Origin of the sequence: Alcanivorax sp. (assembly GCF_040119285.1) — a bacterium.
In the GTDB taxonomy this organism is placed as follows: Bacteria; Pseudomonadota; Gammaproteobacteria; order Pseudomonadales; family Alcanivoracaceae; genus Alcanivorax.
This window is the reverse complement of the sequence record NZ_JBEDTY010000032.1, coordinates 447709-466353: the sequence shown is the minus strand read 5'-3', so window position 1 is coordinate 466353 and position 18645 is coordinate 447709. Positions and strand designations below refer to the sequence as shown.

The 18645-nt window shown below is 55.8% G+C and carries 18 protein-coding genes; 9 read left to right on the top strand and 9 right to left on the bottom strand.

Going from position 1 to position 18645, the window contains the following annotated elements; genetic code table 11:
- Positions 1 to 10: 10 nt before the first annotated feature.
- The 5 genes from djlA to ABNH10_RS11535 all read right to left on the bottom strand — a co-directional run bounded on the left by djlA (position 11) and on the right by ABNH10_RS11535 (position 5428).
- Entirely contained in the window at positions 11 to 850 is an 840-nt protein-coding gene (djlA, locus tag ABNH10_RS11555; RefSeq protein WP_349386074.1) for a co-chaperone DjlA, read from the bottom strand.
- Positions 850 to 1638 carry a hydroxypyruvate isomerase gene (gene hyi, locus ABNH10_RS11550; protein ID WP_349386073.1) on the bottom strand — a complete coding sequence of 263 codons (789 nt, stop codon included), beginning with the start codon at positions 1636 to 1638 and terminating at the stop codon, positions 850 to 852. The genes djlA and hyi overlap by 1 nt, the downstream gene beginning before the upstream one ends.
- Positions 1638 to 2564, bottom strand: a complete 927-nt coding sequence (locus ABNH10_RS11545; protein WP_349386072.1) for an NAD(P)-dependent oxidoreductase — start codon at positions 2562 to 2564, stop codon at positions 1638 to 1640. Before ABNH10_RS11545 ends, hyi begins: the two co-directional genes overlap by 1 nt.
- A gap of 176 nt (positions 2565 to 2740) precedes the next feature.
- Positions 2741 to 4651 carry an FTR1 family protein gene (locus ABNH10_RS11540; RefSeq protein ID WP_349386071.1) on the bottom strand — a complete coding sequence of 637 codons (1911 nt, stop codon included), beginning with the start codon at positions 4649 to 4651 and terminating at the stop codon, positions 2741 to 2743.
- A 108-nt stretch (positions 4652 to 4759) separates the two neighbouring features.
- Positions 4760 to 5428 carry a DNA-3-methyladenine glycosylase I gene (locus ABNH10_RS11535; protein WP_349386070.1) on the bottom strand — a complete coding sequence of 223 codons (669 nt, stop codon included), beginning with the start codon at positions 5426 to 5428 and terminating at the stop codon, positions 4760 to 4762.
- A gap of 106 nt (positions 5429 to 5534) precedes the next feature.
- Between ABNH10_RS11535 and ABNH10_RS11530 the strand changes: the two genes are divergently transcribed.
- Together ABNH10_RS11530 and ABNH10_RS11525 are read left to right on the top strand one after the other, a co-directional pair.
- A complete protein-coding gene (locus ABNH10_RS11530) occupies positions 5535 to 6764 on the top strand; it encodes a pyridoxal phosphate-dependent aminotransferase (RefSeq protein ID WP_349386069.1) in 1230 nt (409 codons plus the stop codon).
- A gap of 71 nt (positions 6765 to 6835) precedes the next feature.
- Entirely contained in the window at positions 6836 to 7318 is a 483-nt protein-coding gene (locus ABNH10_RS11525; protein WP_349386068.1) for a hypothetical protein, read from the top strand.
- 91 nt (positions 7319 to 7409) lie between these two features.
- On the opposite strand, the gene ABNH10_RS11520 is transcribed toward ABNH10_RS11525, so the two are convergent.
- Positions 7410 to 8354, bottom strand: a complete 945-nt coding sequence (locus ABNH10_RS11520) for a class I SAM-dependent methyltransferase (protein WP_349386067.1) — start codon at positions 8352 to 8354, stop codon at positions 7410 to 7412.
- Between the two features lie 208 nt (positions 8355 to 8562).
- Here ABNH10_RS11520 and htpX point away from each other — a divergent pair, with 208 nt between their 5' ends.
- Positions 8563 to 9459, top strand: a complete 897-nt coding sequence (htpX, locus tag ABNH10_RS11515) for a protease HtpX (protein WP_349386066.1) — start codon at positions 8563 to 8565, stop codon at positions 9457 to 9459.
- Between the two features lie 147 nt (positions 9460 to 9606).
- Here the strand turns inward: htpX and ABNH10_RS11510 are convergent, their stop codons facing one another.
- A complete protein-coding gene (locus tag ABNH10_RS11510) occupies positions 9607 to 10755 on the bottom strand; it encodes an ATP-NAD kinase family protein (protein ID WP_349386065.1) in 1149 nt (382 codons plus the stop codon).
- 89 nt (positions 10756 to 10844) lie between these two features.
- Here ABNH10_RS11510 and ABNH10_RS11505 point away from each other — a divergent pair, with 89 nt between their 5' ends.
- Positions 10845 to 11018: a PA1571 family protein gene (locus ABNH10_RS11505; protein WP_349386064.1), complete on the top strand. Its 174-nt coding sequence runs from the start codon at positions 10845 to 10847 to the stop codon at positions 11016 to 11018.
- Here ABNH10_RS11505 and ABNH10_RS11500 read toward each other — a convergent pair.
- The gene (locus ABNH10_RS11500) at positions 10993 to 12108 is read right to left on the bottom strand and encodes a 4-phosphoerythronate dehydrogenase (RefSeq protein WP_349386063.1); all 1116 of its coding nucleotides are present in this window, start codon (positions 12106 to 12108) and stop codon (positions 10993 to 10995) included. The two genes, ABNH10_RS11505 and ABNH10_RS11500, sit on opposite strands and share 26 nt — an antisense overlap.
- Before the next feature lie 14 nt (positions 12109 to 12122).
- The gene (locus ABNH10_RS11495; protein WP_349386062.1) at positions 12123 to 13007 is read right to left on the bottom strand and encodes a fructosamine kinase family protein; all 885 of its coding nucleotides are present in this window, start codon (positions 13005 to 13007) and stop codon (positions 12123 to 12125) included.
- A 152-nt stretch (positions 13008 to 13159) separates the two neighbouring features.
- Here ABNH10_RS11495 and ABNH10_RS11490 point away from each other — a divergent pair, with 152 nt between their 5' ends.
- Genes ABNH10_RS11490 through ABNH10_RS11470 form a run of 5 tightly spaced genes read left to right on the top strand, consistent with a single transcriptional unit; the run spans position 13160 to position 18536 of the window.
- Positions 13160 to 13579, top strand: coding sequence for a hypothetical protein (locus tag ABNH10_RS11490; RefSeq protein WP_349386061.1), 420 nt, complete (start codon positions 13160 to 13162; stop codon positions 13577 to 13579).
- Positions 13576 to 14589, top strand: a complete 1014-nt coding sequence (locus ABNH10_RS11485; protein ID WP_349386060.1) for a hypothetical protein — start codon at positions 13576 to 13578, stop codon at positions 14587 to 14589. Before ABNH10_RS11490 ends, ABNH10_RS11485 begins: the two co-directional genes overlap by 4 nt.
- Complete coding sequence (locus ABNH10_RS11480) at positions 14586 to 17501, top strand: tetratricopeptide repeat protein (RefSeq protein WP_349386059.1); 2916 nt, start codon at positions 14586 to 14588, stop codon at positions 17499 to 17501. Before ABNH10_RS11485 ends, ABNH10_RS11480 begins: the two co-directional genes overlap by 4 nt.
- A complete protein-coding gene (locus ABNH10_RS11475) occupies positions 17482 to 18249 on the top strand; it encodes a tetratricopeptide repeat protein (RefSeq protein ID WP_349386058.1) in 768 nt (255 codons plus the stop codon). The genes ABNH10_RS11480 and ABNH10_RS11475 overlap by 20 nt, the downstream gene beginning before the upstream one ends.
- On the top strand, positions 18249 to 18536 hold the full coding sequence (locus ABNH10_RS11470) for a hypothetical protein (RefSeq protein WP_349386057.1): 288 nt from the start codon (positions 18249 to 18251) through the stop codon (positions 18534 to 18536). The genes ABNH10_RS11475 and ABNH10_RS11470 overlap by 1 nt, the downstream gene beginning before the upstream one ends.
- Positions 18537 to 18645: the final 109 nt, after the last annotated feature.

Here is an 18645-nt window from a genome sequence, read left to right as displayed (position 1 = left end):
ACGGCGTTGGTTATTTAAAACCGCGATGTTCTTTGATCATTTCGTAGGCTTTACTGATTTCGGCGGTCTTTTCCGTGGCTACCCGAATCATTTCTTCCGGTACACCTTTGGCCGCCAACTTGTCCGGGTGATTCTGGCTCATTAACTTGCGATAGGTTTTTTTAATTTCCTGATTACTGGCGCTGTCAGTGATACCCAATACCTTATACGCTTGGGACAGGGAGGGTCGAGACGGGCCTGCTGGCTGGCCCTGATAGGAATGGCCGCCGGCACGGCTGCCGGAGAACTGGGCCTGTGCCAGCAACATATTGAGGATCTGCTGAAACTGAGCTAGCGGCACTCCCAAGCCTTCCGCCACTCGCACCAGTATCGCTTCTTCTGCCGGGTCTAGTTCACCGTCCGCCAAGGCGGTTTGTAGCAGGATCTCCAACAATACCAGAATCAACTGTTTGCGATGCTTCACAGTAGCCGCAAACGCTGTCACGGTCTGATCCACAGGAAAGTCATCCTCCTTACCCTGATTAAACAAGGCAATCGCCTGCTTACGCTGCTCTTCAGACAGTTGCATGCGATCCATGACCGCCCTGGCCTGGGCAATTTCGTCCTCGCTAACCCGGCCATCCGCCTTGGCAAGATGCCCCATAATCGAAAACGCAGTATCGAACAAAGCGCTCTGAATTTGAGATTGTTCGCCTGAACCATAAGGGCGAAATGGATTGAATGTCTGCACCCGCTCGGTGCCCTTGTCGAGCATATGACCGATCAACACGCCAATACCCAGACCGAAAGGCCCGCCCACAAGCATGCCGAGCAGGCCAAGGATGATCTTTCCACCCCAATTGAATTGCATCACTGTTCCTGTTTGGTTGCGTTAAACCAGCCCAGGCTGGTTGCCGTATCTTTCTGCGGCCAATACTCGGCACTCACCCAGCCCACATACTCCAGGGAATCAATGTGAGCAAATACGGTATCAAATTGAATTTCGCCACTACCAGGCTCGTTACGCCCAGGATTATCGGCAAACTGAATATGTCCTATATGGGGACAAAGTTGTGAAAGAGAACGACACAGATCTCCTTCCATGATCTGCATATGATAAAGATCATATTGCAGGCGGATATTGTCCCGGCCCACCGCCTCGATGACCGCCATGGCCATGGCCGAGGTATCTACCAGAAAACCCGGCATATCCACTCGGGAGTTGATCGCTTCCAACATCAAAGTCAGCCCCTTAGCGTCGAATAGATCCGCGGCAAAACGCAGGTTCTCCACCAAGGTTTCGAATGCCACCTGCGAAGGTAACCCATCCGGCTTCACCCCCGCCAGACAGTTCACCTGCTGACAGCCCAGCGCCTGGGCATAGTCCATGGCGGTAAACACGCCCTCGCGAAAAGCCTCTATCCGATCCGGCAGGCACGCAATCCCCCGCTCACCTGCCTGCCAATCTCCAGCCGGCAAATTGAACAGCACCTGGGTCAAGCCATTGTCCGCCAGCCATTGTGCCAGTTGCTGGGCAGGCCAATCATAGGGAAACAGGTACTCGACGCCCTTGAAACCGGCGTCTGCAGCGGCGGCAAAGCGCTCCGGAAAGGGTAACTCGGTGAACAACATGGACAGGTTAGCAGCAAACCGTGGCATCAGTGCTTCTCCTGATCCAAGTCAGTTGGACTAGAGTGATCAGTGGCACCGGGGTTGAGCTGCACGCTATTAAGCCTTTCCAGTTCCAACAACAAACCACTGTGATCCACTTCTCCATGGCCACTGGCCAATAGCGCACGGTATTGCTCGAACACCCGCTGGCTCAAGGGCAGCGTCAGCCCCGCCAGGCGGGCTTCATCCAGGACCATACCCAAATCCTTGAGCTGAATTCGCGCCGGGGCCCCAGGCTCGAAATCCCGTTCCAACATACGCTCACCATGCTGCTCCAGAATCTGGCTTTCAGCAAAGCCGCCGAGAAGTGCTTCACGCACTTTTTCCGGCCGGGCGCCGCCTTTGGCAGCCAGCAGCAAGGCTTCTGACACTGCGCCAATGGTGATGCCGACAATCGCCTGATTAGCCAGTTTGGCCAATTGCCCACTGCCGACAGGGCCAATATGGGTGGCTTTTCCCATAGCCTGGAAGACCGCAGCTGCCTGATCAAAGTCCTGATCACTGCCCCCAGACATGATCGACAACGTGCCGGCTTGTGCCCCTCGGGTGCCACCGGACACCGGCGCATCCAGATAACATCCACCCACCTCTGCAACCCGCGCTCCATGACGCCGGGCCGTGGCGGGGTCAACGGAACTCATATCAATAACCAGAGCGCCCGGAGATAGATCGGCAATCGCATTACTCTGGTACAACACCCGCTCCACAGCAGCGCCATTTTCCAGCATGGTTATGACCACATCAGCCTCAGCCACCGCTTGCGTCGGGCTGCTGGCAATACGCGCCCGCCCGGCAAACGGCTGCGCCTTGTCAGCGGTGCGATTCCAGAGAGTCAGAGAGAAACCGGCATCCAGCAGCCGCGCCACCATTGGCGAGCCCATCAAACCGATGCCGAGAAAACAGATGTTCCGCATAACACTTCCAGAGCTGACTGAGCGACAAGTCTACGCGATCCCCGTCGATGGCTGTGGGGCTTCAATAACCAGGCACAGTAAGCCTGGTGGCGGTCTAAAACCTGACGCCGTCGCCAAGCGGCAATAAAAAGCCGCCCTCAAGCGGCTTTGCTGTGCTGGCACCGTAAAGCACCGGGCTAGTGGGCGTTACGCCCACGTAGCCAGAAGATCACACTGAGAATGATCACCAATCCTTGCGCGGCCACCCCTTGCATCGTGGGGTAAAGCCCCAGCCATTCAATGGTCGGCACGCCCAGGTAAAAGGCGCTGATCACCCCTGCTTCCTGCAAGGCTGCAATACCACTGCCCAGTAGAATCACCGACAACAACAGCAAGACAATACTGGTGACACGGAAGAACAGGCTGAGCGGCAAGCGCATGCCAATGCGGAAGAACAGGAAGCACACCACCGCCAGAGCTACAATCGCCGCGGCGATACCGTAGAACAGGTATGGCTGGGTGGGGGCGGTCACCTGACTCAACAGGGCTTCATAGAACAGGATGGTTTCGAAAATCTCGCGATAAACGGAAATAAACGAAACAAACGCCAACACCCAGATCGTGCCGCCACCAAGGGCATTGTCAACCTTGTTCTTGATGTAGCCTATCCACTTCTGGCTATTGCTATTGCTGTGCATCCAGAAGCCGACATAGAACAAAATGCCCGCCGCAATTACCCCGGCAAAGCCTTCAGTCATTTCCCGCGATGCCCCGCTGAAGGTAATCAACGTATTGGCCACGTACCAAGTCAGCCCGCCCGCCAGCAGCGCAGTAATCCAGCCATAATGAATATGGCGAGTGGCTTTCACGGCGTTGGCCTTGCGGGTGAAGGTTAGCAACGCCGCCACCACCAACAGGGCCTCAAGACCTTCACGGAACAAAATAAAGAAACTGGCGGACAGGGTCGCCGCCGGGCTGAGGCCGTCACCGGACAAGGCATCACTGGCTTCGGCCAGACCTTGCTGAGCCGCGGACACCTTTTCACTCACTTCGCTGGCAGCACGATCACGGTCAATGGCTTCGCGCACGGCCATAAAACGGGACTCAGCACTGCGCATCAGCTCACTGTCAACGGCGGCCAGCTGCTGCTCGATCATTTCAAAACCGTCCAGGTAAGCGGACAAGGCCGCCGCCTTCGCAGCCTTCTTGTCACCAGACTGGTAGGCAACATCAGCGTCTTCCAGCTTCTCGTGGCTCAAGTCGATGAAACGGTTTTTGTTGAATAGCGCGCCAGGGGTACGACGAAGGTAGCCCAAAGCCGCGTAAGCCTTCGGACCTTGTTCCTTGAGCACATCCTCCGGCGCCTGAGCCACCAGAATGTCCAGGTTGAGAGCGGTTTTCATACCGGGCACGGTGGTGAAGATCTGTTCGCCTTCTTCGGCCACATCATCGGTAACCGCCTTGGCGCCCACATAGAACGCCAACGCCCACCGATCTTCCTCGCTCAAGGTGTCGGCATAGGCCGCCATCCCGGTCCCGTCCACCCCTTGTGTGATGGTGGTGTGCAAACCCAATAATGAACGGCCGTTATAGCGCTCTACCTCGGTAAAATCCGTAGGGGCAGGCTCCAGTGCTACTCCGGCAGGGCCATCTCCCTTGCCTTGCGCACCATGGCAAGTCGCACAATGGCTCTTATACAGCGCGGCTGCATGCGCCTGATCCGGGGCCTGCTTGGGCGATACCGGAATACCGTAGACATTCACCAGGGTGGCACGAATCGATTGCGCCAGACCCTTGATCTCACTTTCAGGTGCTTTATTCGTCACCGCCTGCTGCAGCGTGTTGGCCTTGGCTTGCAGTGTTTGCTGGCCCTCCGCTGCCGGCAGCTCTGCCACGCCTTGCGACAGCAACGCAGAAAACTCCAACATTTCGGCATATTCTTCCGGGCTAATGACTTCGCCATCCACCACGGCATTGATATAGTCCGCCCCCACGTACTCGACCAGCTGCACAAGAGCGGTCTGGTTGGCGGCAAACGCAGGCAGAGAAAAGCAGAAAAACGCGAGCAGGACCCCAAAAAAATGACGGGCCAAGAAGGTACGCGGCATAGGAGTGAACCCAATTCAGTGCATTAAAGGCGATTCATTATCATTTATGTTCACGCTTGCATCAAGAAAATAGCCACTCTTAATAAAGCACAGGGTCTCCGGTGCCTCTCATCCCACAGTAAAAGCCAGCACCTTGCTGATATGGGACTGTGGCCACCCGCTTTCCTCCTGCCATGTATTGAAGGCGGCCTGGGCAGCCTTTTGATCGCGCTGGCTTGCCGGCGGTTTATCGATGATGTTTTGTGCCTTTAGCGCCGCCACCACATCGCCAGTGGGATACCAGGTATCACGGCCCACCATACGCAGAAAAGCTGCCCCGGAATTACCGCCCAGCTGCTTGCCCCGTTTTTTCAGCAACAACCACATGCCCACAGTATCGTCCGCCGGCCAATCCGCCAGCCAGTTCCCGACACTGCCGTACTCTTCTGCCAAGTCGAGGACCAACTGAGCATTATGGCGGATCGCTTTCATCTTGCCCCAGTGACGAATCAGGCGGGCATCCTGCATACGATCATCGAGCATGGTGTCCGGCATCAATACCAGCTTTTCCGGGTCAAAGCCAAAAAAGGCCTTCTCAAAAGCGGGCCATTTATTGTCCACCAGAGAGTGTTTCAGGCCGGCTCGGAAAATGCGTCGGGTGAGCGAAGACATATAAAATGCATCATCGCGATGGCGCAGAGTATCTGCATCGGCCACCGCAGGCAGCTGAGCCTGGACGGCCTCTAGTGAACCTTTACGGTTCACCGCCAGTGCCAATAAATCCTTGAATGGGGTCACGCTCTACTCCGGTTTGCGCCTTTGCATGCAGGCGTCAGATATACAGTGAAAAGGACGCATTGTAGAATCACTCCCTGCCCTCTTCGAGTCGACCTGCGGGAACTTCATGACAATCGATCAATATCACGTCAGCAAATCCGACAAACTCAAAGGCGTATGCTACGACATTCGCGGCCCCGTGCTGCGTGAAGCGCACCGGCTGGAAGATGAAGGCCACCGGGTGATCAAATTGAATATCGGCAACCCGGCCCCTTTTGGTTTTGAAGCGCCGGAAGAACTGCTGCAGGACGTGATCGCCAATCTGCCGGAATCCACCGGGTATTGCCATTCCAAAGGCCTGTTCCCTGCTCGCAAGGCGGTAATGCAGTACACCCAAACCAAGGGCATTGAAGGCGTCACCGTGGATGACGTGATTATTGGCAATGGGGTGTCCGAGCTGATCGTGATGGCCATGCAGGCCCTGCTCAACAGTGGCGATGAAGTACTATTGCCCGCCCCGGATTACCCGCTGTGGACCGCTTCGGTGCGATTATCCGGTGGCACCCCGGTGCATTATCTGTGCGATGAACAGCAAGATTGGCAGCCCTCTTTGCAAGACATTCGCGCCAAGGTCAATAAGAACACCAAAGCGCTGGTCATTATCAACCCGAACAACCCCACCGGGGCCAATTACGAACCTGCCATGTTGCGCGAGCTATTGCAGATAGCCCGCGAGAACAACTTGATCGTGTTCGCCGATGAAATCTACGACAAGATTCTCTACGACGGCGAAGAACACACCTCCATCGCCTCCATGGCTGATGATTTACTATTCATCACCTTTAACGGCCTATCCAAAAACTACCGCGCCGCCGGTTTCCGCGCGGGTTGGATGGTTATTTCCGGGGCCAAACACCGGGCGGAAAGCTATATCGAAGGCCTGGACATGCTCGCCAGCATGCGGCTGTGCGCCAATGTGCCCAGCCAACATGCCATCCAGACGGCCCTGGGCGGGTACCAGAGCATTGATGATTTAGTTCTGCCCACCGGGCGTCTGGGGCGCCAGCGTGACCTGGCCTGGGAAATGCTCGACTCGATTCCAGGGGTGAGCTGCGTTAAACCAAAATCGGCCCTCTACCTCTTTCCGAAGCTGGACCCTAAGGTCTTCCCCTTCGAAGATGACGAAGCCTTCGCACTGGACCTATTGCGCGAAGAGAAAGTGCTGATCGTCCAGGGCACCGCCTTTAACTGGCCGGACCCGGATCACTTCCGCGTAGTATTCCTGCCCCGCCCGGATGACCTGGAAGATTCCATCGGCCGCATTGCGCGCTACCTGGATCGGGCACGAAAAAAATAACAGGGATTAATCCCGAAAATGTGTTTGTAGGAGCGCCGCTAGCGGCGCCCTACCCTATCAAAGAGCGGCCCATGTCCCACCTGCATATCGACGACTTCACCCACGATGTGGCACGCATTCTCATGCAGTGCTACATGAGTTTCCCTCGCCCAGTAGCTTTATATGTGGAAGATATTGTCGGCCCAACCGAAGTGGATGATGTGGGTTTGCACAGCACTCGTCATATGAGCTGCTTGGGCGCCATGCTGTGGCTGGCCGACGAAGGCTATCTGCGCTATCAGGCCACGATTTTTCAGGAGGGGCTTGAGCAAGCAGTATTAAGTAACCGCGCCTTTGTGTTACTCACCGCCCTCAGCGATTTGCGCTTTGAGGAAACAGACCCGCAATTACCCGCCACCCTGCGGTTGGAAAAAGCCACTCTCGCCGAGCAAATCATTCACGCTATTCGCGCACAAGATTCATCGCGTACCACCGCCCTCGTACGCTATTTGCTTTCGCGTAACCCGCAACCGGTGGCCAAAGAGGAATTCGCTCCTATCGGGGCCAAGCTGTAACCAGGGCGCGCGTTAACTCCGCGGCGACAAAAGTACCGGCCAGTGTGCATACCGGGGTTGCCCGCGGAAGCTAACCCGCAGGCTTGAGCAACTACAGAACATTGCCTTCATCCAAAGCCTGAGGGCGACGATAACGATAATGCACAGTCTTTAACGCCGACTCACCGGCTTCATCAAAACCGGTCGCCGCCGGCAATCTAGAGACTTTTTCTGCACCGGGAAGATTTATTTCCACGCACCGTTCCAGCCAGTCATAATCCAGCCAAGGGGCGTTGAGGCACACCAATAACTCTGCTTCTGCCGCCAACAATGTATGCAGTTTGCGCAGCACTTTTGGGTAATCCTCTTGCGCCATGAAACTGCCACGCTGGGCGCTGGGAGGATCAATCACAATTAGCTCATAGCAGCCTAACTGATGCAGCTTTTTCCAACTCCGAAATATATTGTGCGGTAGATAGTGAACTCGGGCGTCCTGGAAACCATTCAACGCATGGTTCTGTTTACCCAGGGTCAGCGCCGCATCAGATAAATCGATATTCACCACGGAACGGGCCCCACCTGCCAGTGCAGCCACAGAAAAACTACACGTAAAACTGAACAGATTGAGCACCTTCTTGCCCTCAGCCCGTTCGCGTATCCAGCGCCGGCCTTGAGCCATATCGGCAAAGAAACCCAGGTTTTGGCCGCGCTGAAAATCCAGTTTGAAAACCAGCCCTTGCTCTGTGGCCACAGAGTGGGAAGGCATTTCACCCTTCACGACAACATTATCTGTCTTGCCGTTATAGCGGTGCTGGAAGACCAGCACATCGCAGCCCAGTGACGTCATGGTTTCGCTTAAATAAACCTCCAGCGCCGCCAACACCTCAGCTTCCTGTGGACGAAACAGAGTGGCCACCAGCAGAGGAGGAAAGCAATCTATCGTCAGCCATTCCAGGGACGGCACCGTTTTACCGCGGCCATGGAAAAGGCGATGTTTTGGTTGAGACGATGGAACCAGATACGGAGCAAGCAGGTCTGATAGTTGGGTCGAGAGCATAGGGATCAATACAAGCACAGGGAGACATAGCATGCTGGCGAAACGCAGGGTGCTTTTCCCCAGCTGACGAGGGCAAATTATAGCGCAAAGACGTCTTCGGATAACGCCTTCCATGCCTAGACAAGGCATTATCCAGAGGCTTGAAAACCTTGAACCCGCGCGCCTTACCCCCAATAAATCATTATCTATCTGACGGAGAAACCCTACGATGATGCGCATAGCGCTTTATCTGCTTACCAACCTGGCGGTGATTGTGGTTGCCAGTATCACCCTCAGTCTGCTTGGTGTAGACAGCTATTTAGCCCAGAACGGCAGTGGTCTAAATCTGACCAGCCTACTGATTTTCAGCGCGGTGTTCGGCTTTGCCGGTTCGTTGATATCGCTGCTGATCTCCAAACCCATGGCCAAATGGTCCACTAAGGTGCAGACCATCAATGAGCCCGGTAATCAGGCCGAACGCTGGTTACTCGATACGGTAAAAGAGTTGGCTGATAAGGCCGGCATCAAGATGCCAGAAGTGGGTATTTTCCCCGCCCAGCAATCCAATGCGTTTGCCACCGGGTGGAACAAGAATGATGCGTTGGTGGCCGTTTCTCAGGGACTATTGACCCGTTTCCGTCCCGAAGAAGTGCGTGCCGTGCTGGCCCACGAAATTGGTCACGTGGCCAATGGCGACATGGTTACCCTTAGCCTGATTCAGGGCGTAGTGAACACCTTTGTAATTTTTGCTGCCCGCGTAGTGGGCTATGTCATCGACAGTTTCATGCGCCGCGACGGCGGCGGCGGCCTGGGCTTCGGTTACTACATTGTGGTTATCGTAACGGAAATCATCTTTGGCATTGCTGCCAGCACCATCGTGATGAAGTTCTCCCGTTTTCGCGAATACCGGGCGGACGTGGCAGGCGCCCAGCTGGCCGACCGTCGCGATATGATTTCGGCTCTACAACGGCTAAAAGCGGAAGCCAAGGTTCCCAACCAAATGCCAGATTCGCTGGTGGCCTTTGGTATTAACTCCGGCGTCAAACAAGGCCTGAAAGCGCTCTTTTCTTCGCACCCACCGCTGGATGACCGTATCGCCGCGCTACAGGAGAAACGGCACGGATGAGGGTGAAAATTGACAGTTGATTGTGGACAATAACCCGAACACACGTGGCTATGAACACAAAGCAAAGAGGCCGCGCTGCGGCCCATGAGCGTGGCCTCTTTCATTTCAGGCTTAATGAACGCTCAAGCGCGAGCTATCAACTGTCCACTAGCCATTATCAATTAAGGACGCATCGGTCCCTACTCGGTACAAAATCGTATCCTCATACCCGGTCGTCACCGGCCATAGCCCACACAACTGTTTATCCAGATCGGCATCGCCGGTATCCGCCAGCAAGGGCCGCCCTTCCAAGGTTTCCAGTTTGCTGCGCGTGGCCAGTACCTGGATGTTCTCCTTACCCAGGCGACGGATCAGCGCGGGGCTGAATTGCTGATTGCCACGACCAAACAAATGACCCTGCCCACCAATCACCGTGATCACCGCTTTGGCCGGCGCATCGCCAATGAACTCCTGCAATTGTTGAGCGCCCAAGTCGGAGGCGACCACTTCACCATTGCGGACCAAGTCCACCCCCAACAAGGTATTGTCCAACCCCAGTTGCTCCATAACCACAGCCACAGTGGAGCCGGACCCCATCAAATACCAGGTATCCTCTTCTAGAGTGTCAGCTACCCAGGCGGCTACCTCGGTGATCACCAGATCTTCCACTTCCCGGCCACCGCATTTGACCTGTTGCAGATAGCGCGCTTCTGCAGGCACCTGTAGCTCGCCATAATGTCGCGCCTTGACCACCCCCTCACGAAAAGCGGCCTCATCGATATCTCGCACCTCCGCATTCTCCAAGGCAACAAGGCCTCCACCGGCCAATTCCGCCAGCAACTGACCCGCCGCTTCAGGGTTTACCGCATACACGGCGGAGTGCATTTTGCAGCCCGCCGGAACCCCCAGCACAGGAGAACTCAAGCCAATAGCATCGACCAAATCCCGGGCCGTGCCATCGCCACCGGCAAACAAAATCAATTCGGCACCTGCCGCTTTCAAGGCGGCAGCAGCGGTACGAGTATCCTCGGGGGTACTGGGCATGGAAGACTCGCCGATCACTGTGCAGGGCAGCCCAGCCAGCCGGCAACTGGTCTCACCCATTTCACCGGCCCAGGTCAGAACAGACACCTTTGCGTCGGCGGGCAAGACGCTTAGCGCCCGCCCCATGCGTTGCGGTGCCTGGGGCTCGGCGCCACGGCGCAGAGCCTCATCACGGGTTTGCTCCCCGTCACTACCTTTCAGGGCCACGCTGCCCCCCAGGCCCGCATAGGGGTTAACCAGCACTGCGAAACAAAGACTTTGGTCGACTTTCATAGAAGGGTCATATCCAGATACAAAAATGGCGTTACTGTCATCGACAGCCAAAGTAAATTTAAACCAAAAGCACAGGGAAGAAATACGTCATGAACCTAAACAACACAACGTCACCATCAGCATTCCATGGCGCCGCCATCATTGATGAGCAAGGCCGGGAAATTCCCATCACTGAAGCCATGATCCAGCGTGCCTGCGAACACTTGGAAAATCATTGGCAGTACCCCACTGTGCAATTCAAGCGCGCTCAAAAAGACGGCTAATAATAGCCCTCCAGGCATGGTCCACACTCCCGTCATATTGCCAATAGTGCAGCTCATGGCGAATCGGATAGTGCTTGCGCAAGCGATCAAAGGCAGTGCCAGGGTCTGTATCATGCAGGCTTTCGCCCAGTCGTCGGTGATCGTCTTCCAGCCGATATGCCACCTGTAGTAACGACAATAAATCAGCATCACTGTTCACCGCCGGATTCAACGCCGGGGCATCTGCCCTCGCAGTTTCTGATACAGCCCCCTGCCCTGACCACTGGCACACGGCGTCATAGAGCATGCTCGTGCCCTTGAGCTTGCCTTCAAGGCTGTACCCCGCGATATGCGGCGACCCCATCACCACCTGTTGATACAGAGTTACCGGTACCTTCGGTTCCGTTTCCCACACATCCAGTACCGTCATCGGCCCAGTGCCACTGGCCAACTGCTCTGAAAGCGCCAGATTATCGATAACTGGCCCCCGACAGGTATTGATCAGCATCTGCTCACGCCCAAGGCGGGACAACCTGGTAGCATCGAGCAAATGCCGGGTGGCATGCTCTCCACTTTGTGTTAGCGGCACATGAAAGGTGAGAATGTCCGCATCCAACAGATCATCCAACGGTGCCAGCGTCACCGGTCCCGCGTAACCCTGAGCATCCAACAGAGGGTCACAGCCGCGCACCTCCATGCCAAGGGCGCTGAGCCAATCCGCCACCCGCCGTCCCACATTCCCCAGGCCGACCACCGCCACACGGGCACCTTGCGCAGGTCGTCCCTGCCTGGCACACAGCAGCAGCACTGCCTGCAGGACGTATTCTGCCACTGCACGAGCATTGCACCCCGGCGCGTGTGCGAACTGAATTCCCGCCTCGCTAAGATACGCCAGGTCCACATGGTCTGTGCCAATGGTCGCAGACCCCACAAATTTCACCTGCGAGCCGGCTAGCAAGGCCCTATCAACACGGGTGACTGAACGGACCAATAGAACCTCAGCGTCGCCCAGCTGATCCCGGGTCAGGGTGCGACCATCTACTCGATCAACAGTGGCAAACGCCTGGAAGGCTTCCAGCCCAGGCATATTGGCATCGGCGATAATGTGCATGGGTATCCTTGGAGTCAGTATCCGTCGAGCTGCTGGCAGAGACTGCGGGCGGTATCCGCCACCGCGGCCGCATATTGTTGGCCAAACAGGTTGAAGTGATTCAGCCAGTGATACAGATCGTAAACCGGCCACCGGCCCCGCTGATGGTTATCAGGCAAACGTCCCTGATAACCTTGATAAAAAGCCTCTGGCGGTTGCCCAAAAAGATTCAGCATGGCCAGATCCACCTGCGGGTCGCCATAGTAACAGGCCGGATCAAAGAACACCGGCTCACTACCGTCAATCTGCCCCAGGTTCCCCACCCACAGATCACCATGCAACAGCCCACTGGCCGGTGCCCGTGGCAACCAGCGTGGTAAATACTTGACCACCCGGTGCACCTGCAGACAAGTCGCTTTGCTCAGGCCTTTATGTTGCGCCCAGTCCAATTGCGGTAACAGCCGCTGACGAGCAAAAAAACGGCACCAGTCCGTGTCGTTCTTGTTGTATTGCGGCGTTCCACCAATGAAATTGTCTGTCACCCCTCCATAGACGGTGTGTACGGCCTGGCTGTGCAGCTGAGCCAGCGCAACTCCAGCAGCGCGCCACCCTGCCAGCCCCAAGGGTTCCAGCGCCAGTGCGTCCAGAAACAACACCCCGCCCGTCTCGTCTGAAAAACGGCCCAGTATCCGAGGCACCTTTAGCCACGGCTCCAGTGCCACCAGCCCGGCGTCTTCGGCGCTCAACAAGGCCGCATTCGAGTGCATTTTGACAAAACAGCGCCCACCGGAATACTCCAGAAAGCCCGTATTGGCGGTATTTCCACCCACTTTAGGCCAATACCGAGCCTTCGGATCCCAGCCCTTTGCTAACAGTGCCCGCAGCAGTATTAACGGCAAATTCGTATTATTGCTACCCATAAAGTTGACTACAGGGGCCTCGATTGATGGTGCTAAGAGCCAATAATGACTGATGGTTAACCTTGATTTAAGCCATTCTTCTGATTACAACTAATGGTATAAAACATGCTGGGAATCTGTCTCATAACTACAAAAGAAGCGATCGCCACTCAATGAACGTATTTTTGCCCCCCTGCGGCGCCATGTCAGTGAGCCTGAGCTCCATCGCCGGGGCGGCTAACGACGATGGCTTGTCAGAACAGATTCGCCAACCCAAGTGCAACGCTCTCAACCTGAACCGGAATCTTACCCTGCCAGCGAAGACGCGGCTCTACGCCAGCCCACAGGCCCGCCTCGTTATTTGCGTGGGCGTGGAGACTCCCCTTCGGATGGTGCATATCAACCTGACCAATGGCTGCGATGTCAACGACGCCACCCTTACCGGCTATAATCCACCCGGCAAGAATTACCAGAAAACCACCAGCTATAACTTCAGCAAGAATCCCGACCGCAGGATGCAGGAAATACAAATCGTGGGTGACCTGAACAACCAGCAACACAAACTCCAATCCCGCGAGTGGCACCAGCAATGACACCACACCAGGTGAAACGCTGGTTATTGTGCTCGTTGTGTGCAGCCACTCTGTCAGCGGCGTCAGCGGCACACGCCGGCAAGGTTGAATTTTTCGATGAAATAGGGACCGGCGCGCAAATCCTCGTCGAAGCAAAACACCGTTATCTGGCATTCGGTGACATCCTGTACGACCGCGCCAACACCTTCATGTCCCAGGCCGCTTACACTCAGGATTACGTTCACTTCGCCCCCCTGAATACCCATAAAGGCCGTAACCCCAATAACAACATGGGGGTAGCCTTGATCCGGGCCGTCCATCAGAATCAGGGTCTTGAGTTGCTTAAATGCTTGCTATCCGCCGGAGGCAGCAGTGACAACGCTGTCAGCTTGCTACCGCCCCACACAGCGGTTATGGCTAAGGACGGCGAGCGATCGCCTCTGTGCAAGCGGTTCCCCAATAGCCCTTTCGCCCGGCGCTTGGAGCATCACCGAAAAATTCAACAGAGCAAAAACATGATTGAGCATTGGCAAGACTCCCTGACCGCCATGCAGCAACGGGAAACCCTAAGCCAGGCCAGCGACAGCTTGGCCAGCCGTATTTCCAGCGCTGACCACAATACCGCCATTCGCCTGCCCCGGGTTCCGGGCCTGCTATTTTGGAATAATGCTCACCAATCGGTGGAACAGCGCGAGCAACAAGTGCAAGCTGTTGCCCAACTACGCGAAGAAAGCCAGATACTGGCACAACGTATCGCGGCGATCAGCCAGCAAATCCGGTATGCCACCCTGCGCAGCCGTGACGATGTAGGGCAACACCTCGCCGCACAGGACCCCAAAAGACAACAAACAAAACGCCTGACAGAAGACACCCAGCTGGTCCTGCAAACAAATATGCAGGCCGACGCCTTGGCCTTGCTCTACGCCAACCAGCCAAAACTGGCTGACCCGTTAGCTGAAGCGCACTTAGCCATTGCCCGTCTCCAAGACGCTTCTGTTTCCGGTGAGAAAAACCAGAGGAAAGAATCGTGAAACGATTTCGCCTGCACAGCCTGGCTGCAGCGATGGTGGCCTTGGGGGGCTGCACATCCGCACCGCCAAGTGGCACCCTGGAGCAACAAGCTCGCTTCGGGGGCACCACCCTGGCGGACCTGGAAAGCACAGACATTGTCATTGAAGAGCAACAACTGGAAAGCGCTTCCACCCAGGCCGCCTTGGATAGTTACCGTCAAGCTGCAGAACTGTTTGATGACCCCCAACGCCGGGCCAAAACCTTGCGTCGAATGGCGGATCTGGCCCTGGCCTCTGCTACCGAACAAGACATGCAGATCGCACAGCAGCAAGAGCAACAGCTGGAACACAAAGTAGACCAGGAGCACTCCAACGACAGCGAGCATAACCCGGCGCTGCTGAATCTGACTGGCACCCTGTCGCCCACCGTCGACAACGAAGAAGTAGCCTATAAAACCGCGATTCAGCTTTATGAAGAGTTGCTCAGCAGCACACAGGATCCTACCGAACGCGCCGAAGCCTATTACTTACTGTCCAAGGCCTACGCCATGGATGGTGATCTGGACAAGGCACGCAGCAGCCTGGACTCTCTTGTCGAGCAGTACCCCAATAGTGAGTGGGCACTGGAATCCCAGTTCCGTCGCGGCGAGATGCTGTTTTCCGAAGGCGACTACGAGTACGCGGAACAAGCCTACGCCGACGTCATTGAACGAGGCGAGCGTAACGACTTCTACAACCAGGCGCTGTACAAACACGGCTGGAGTTATTACAAACTCGGTGAGTATGAACGCGCCCAGGACAGCTTCTTTACCTTGCTGGACAGTCTGAACGGTCAGGCGGTATTGGCTGATAGCACCAGCATGGAACACAAACTGTTTGGCGACACCCAGCGGGTGATCAGCCTTAGCTTCAGTAACCTGAACGGCGCTAAATCCGTCAAAAAATGGTTTGCGCACAACGGTAACCGGGATTATGAACCGGAAATCTACCGCACTCTCGGTGACGTCTACCTGAAGCAGGAACGCTTCCGCGATGCGGCAGAGACCTATGACATGTTCGTACAGGTGTATCCGGATTCCCGTTTGGCTCCAGAATTTTCCACTCTGCAAATCGAGTCCTACCAGAAAGGGGGCTTCCCAACCCTGGTGCTACCCGCGAAAGGAAAATTCATCGACCGCTACGGGGTAAACAGCGACTACTGGAATCGCCACCCCGATATTCGTCAGCAATATGTCGATTTGCTTAAAGGACATATTCTCGACCTGGCCGAATACCATCACGTTCTCGCCCAGAAATCCGGCAAGTCTAGCGACTATCAGGTTCCGGCACGCTGGTATAAAGAATACTTGGTTACTCCACCAGTCAGTGCAGACCAGGCAGGCGTGAATCATCAATACGCAGATGTTCTGTTCGCTGCCCGCGACTATACGGTCGCGATTAGCGAATTCGAGCGTACCGCTTACGGCTATCCTGACTACGCCACCGCTGGCGATGCCGCCTTCTCCGGACTGGTTGCCTACCAGAAAATTCTCGAGGGTGATCTGGAGCCGGCACAGGCAACACAATGGCGTCAGCAGAAAATCGCCAGCGCCCAGAAATTTGGACAGCACTTCCCGCAACACGCCCAAGCAATCAATGTATTGCAAAATACGGCTGAGGATCAACTGGCGCTGGGCGACGTGGAAGGCGCGGTGAAAACCGCCGGTATTCTGGTCACCCGCGAGCCGGCCCCCGAGCCAGAAATGCTCCGTTACGGTTGGGCTACCATCGCTAACGGAGAGTTCGACCTGGGCCGCTTCAAGGTTGCTGAAATGGCCTACAGCACGTTGCTAGAGCAGGACGTGCCGCCGCAACAGCTCGCCCAATACCGTGAAAAGCTGGCACTTAGTATTTACCGTCAGGGCGAACAACAGCGCGATCAGGGCAACTTGGACATAGCGGCGGCCACTTTCCTGCGAGTCGGGCAAGCTGTACCAGAAGCCGCCGTACGAAAGAATGCGGACTTTGACGCCGCAGCCCTATACATTCAGCAGCAACGCAGCGCCGATGCCATTCCCGTACTGGAAGCGTTTCGTCAACGTTACCCGACCGATCCGCTCACCGATACGATTCCAGACAAGCTGGCCGTCGCCTACGAGCAGCAAGGCAATTACACCGCCGCCGCAGGCGAGTTAAGCCTGATCGCCGCCAACCACAAAGACGAGAATGATGAACTGTCGCGCCAGGCCATGTGGCGTGCCGCTGAAATGCAGGATCGAGCCGAGAACCCACAAGCCTCTATCGCGATATATAAACAATATCTGCAGGAGTGGCCACAACCCTACGATTTCCGCTCCGAAGCCCAGTTCCGTCTGGTGGAGTTGAATCGCAAAACCGCCAACAGCGAGCGGGAAACCTACTGGCTGCAGCAGCTAGTTACCAGCTACCGTGACGCTGGCGACAATGCCAATGACCGCGTTGCCTGGCTAGCGGCCTACGCCCGCTTCACCCTGGCCGAACCGAACTTCCAGGAGTTCAACCACATCAAGCTTGAGCAGCCACTAAAAACATCTCTGGCCGCCAAAACCACCGTGATGAAAAAAGCACTGGCAGATTATCAGGCAGTGGCACAGATTGGCGTGGCCGAATACGCCACCGCCGCTAACTATAAAATAGGCGAAATGTACCGCGTACTGGCCAGGGACCTGATCCAGTCCGAGCGGCCCAATGGTCTGGATGAGCTTGAGCTTGAGGAGTACACCATGTTGCTCGAAGACAAGGCCTTCCCCTACGAAGACCAAGCCATCGATATTCTTATCGCCAATGCCGACCTAGTCACTGATGATATTTATGACCAGTGGGTAAAGAAGAGTTTTACCGCGTTAGCAGAGCTGATTCCCGGCCGTTATGCAAAGTTTGAACAGGTTGAGAGCTATGTCGACATTATCTATTAACGCAGCACGCGCCACGCGCTACGCAACAGGCAGCGCGCTCCTTTTGCTGGTATTGCTATTCACTGGCTGTGCCAGCCGTCAAGGCGGCGGCCTGGACGGCACAGCCGAAGGCATCGCCAGCAAGTATCAAAAACAGAAAAGCGGGGCCGCCGCCGCCAGCAGCGATGCCGTACATATTCCCCCTGTGGCTCACGACCCCAAAGTAGAAAAAGTCGCCCAGCAAGCCATGGGTGATTACGCCCACGCACTGCAAACCCGCATAGCAGGCAACAATCCCCAGGCACTGGTTATGTTTCAATCACTGGCGGAACGCTATCCGCAACTGTCAGGGCCGCCGCTCAACATCGGGCTGATACACATTGAGCTTCAAAATTACCCGAAAGCCCAGGCTGCATTTGAACAATCCTTGGCCATCAATGAGGCCAATCCTTACGCACATAACGGCCTTGGCCTTGCTCTGCGTGAGCAGGGGGAATTCGATAATGCACGCATTCATTATGAGCGCGCCCTGGTACTCGATCCCAAGTACGCCCGCGCCCACTTCAACCTCGCCGTACTGGGTGAGCTCTACCTGCAGGACATTAATTTGGCACTGGAGCATTTCCAGGCCTATCAAAACCTGCAAAAACAGCCCGACGAGAACGTGGCTAACTGGATCGTCGATCTGGAACGCCGCGCACCGGAACAACCCAGCCAACCGGTAGCCGAAAATGGCTCAGACCTTAATAACTCCGGGGAGATGAACTGATGCGTACACTGCTGGCCCTTACAGCCTTGTTACTGGCCTCCGCGGGCCATACTGCAGATGACCCGTCCGAACCGTCAACCAACGTAATCGGCACCCAGGAAGCCCCCACGGTTCTTAACGTGGTGCCGTGGAAAGACCGGGAAGTGAAACTGGAGAAGGGAGATCCTACCTCTTCACTGCTCGACCAGGTGCTGGAACCGCTCGATCAGGAGGTACTGATGCGTGAGATTGAATACCATCAACTACTGACCCAGGAACCGGACAACCAAGGCCTGTTTTTGGATTAAATGCGCACAGTAAATAGCATTAGCGTGCGCGCACACTTTTTTTCTGATAAAAACAAACACTTTGGGGAAAGGCTCCAGCCCGTTAATGCCTCTAGGCAAAACGTCGCTG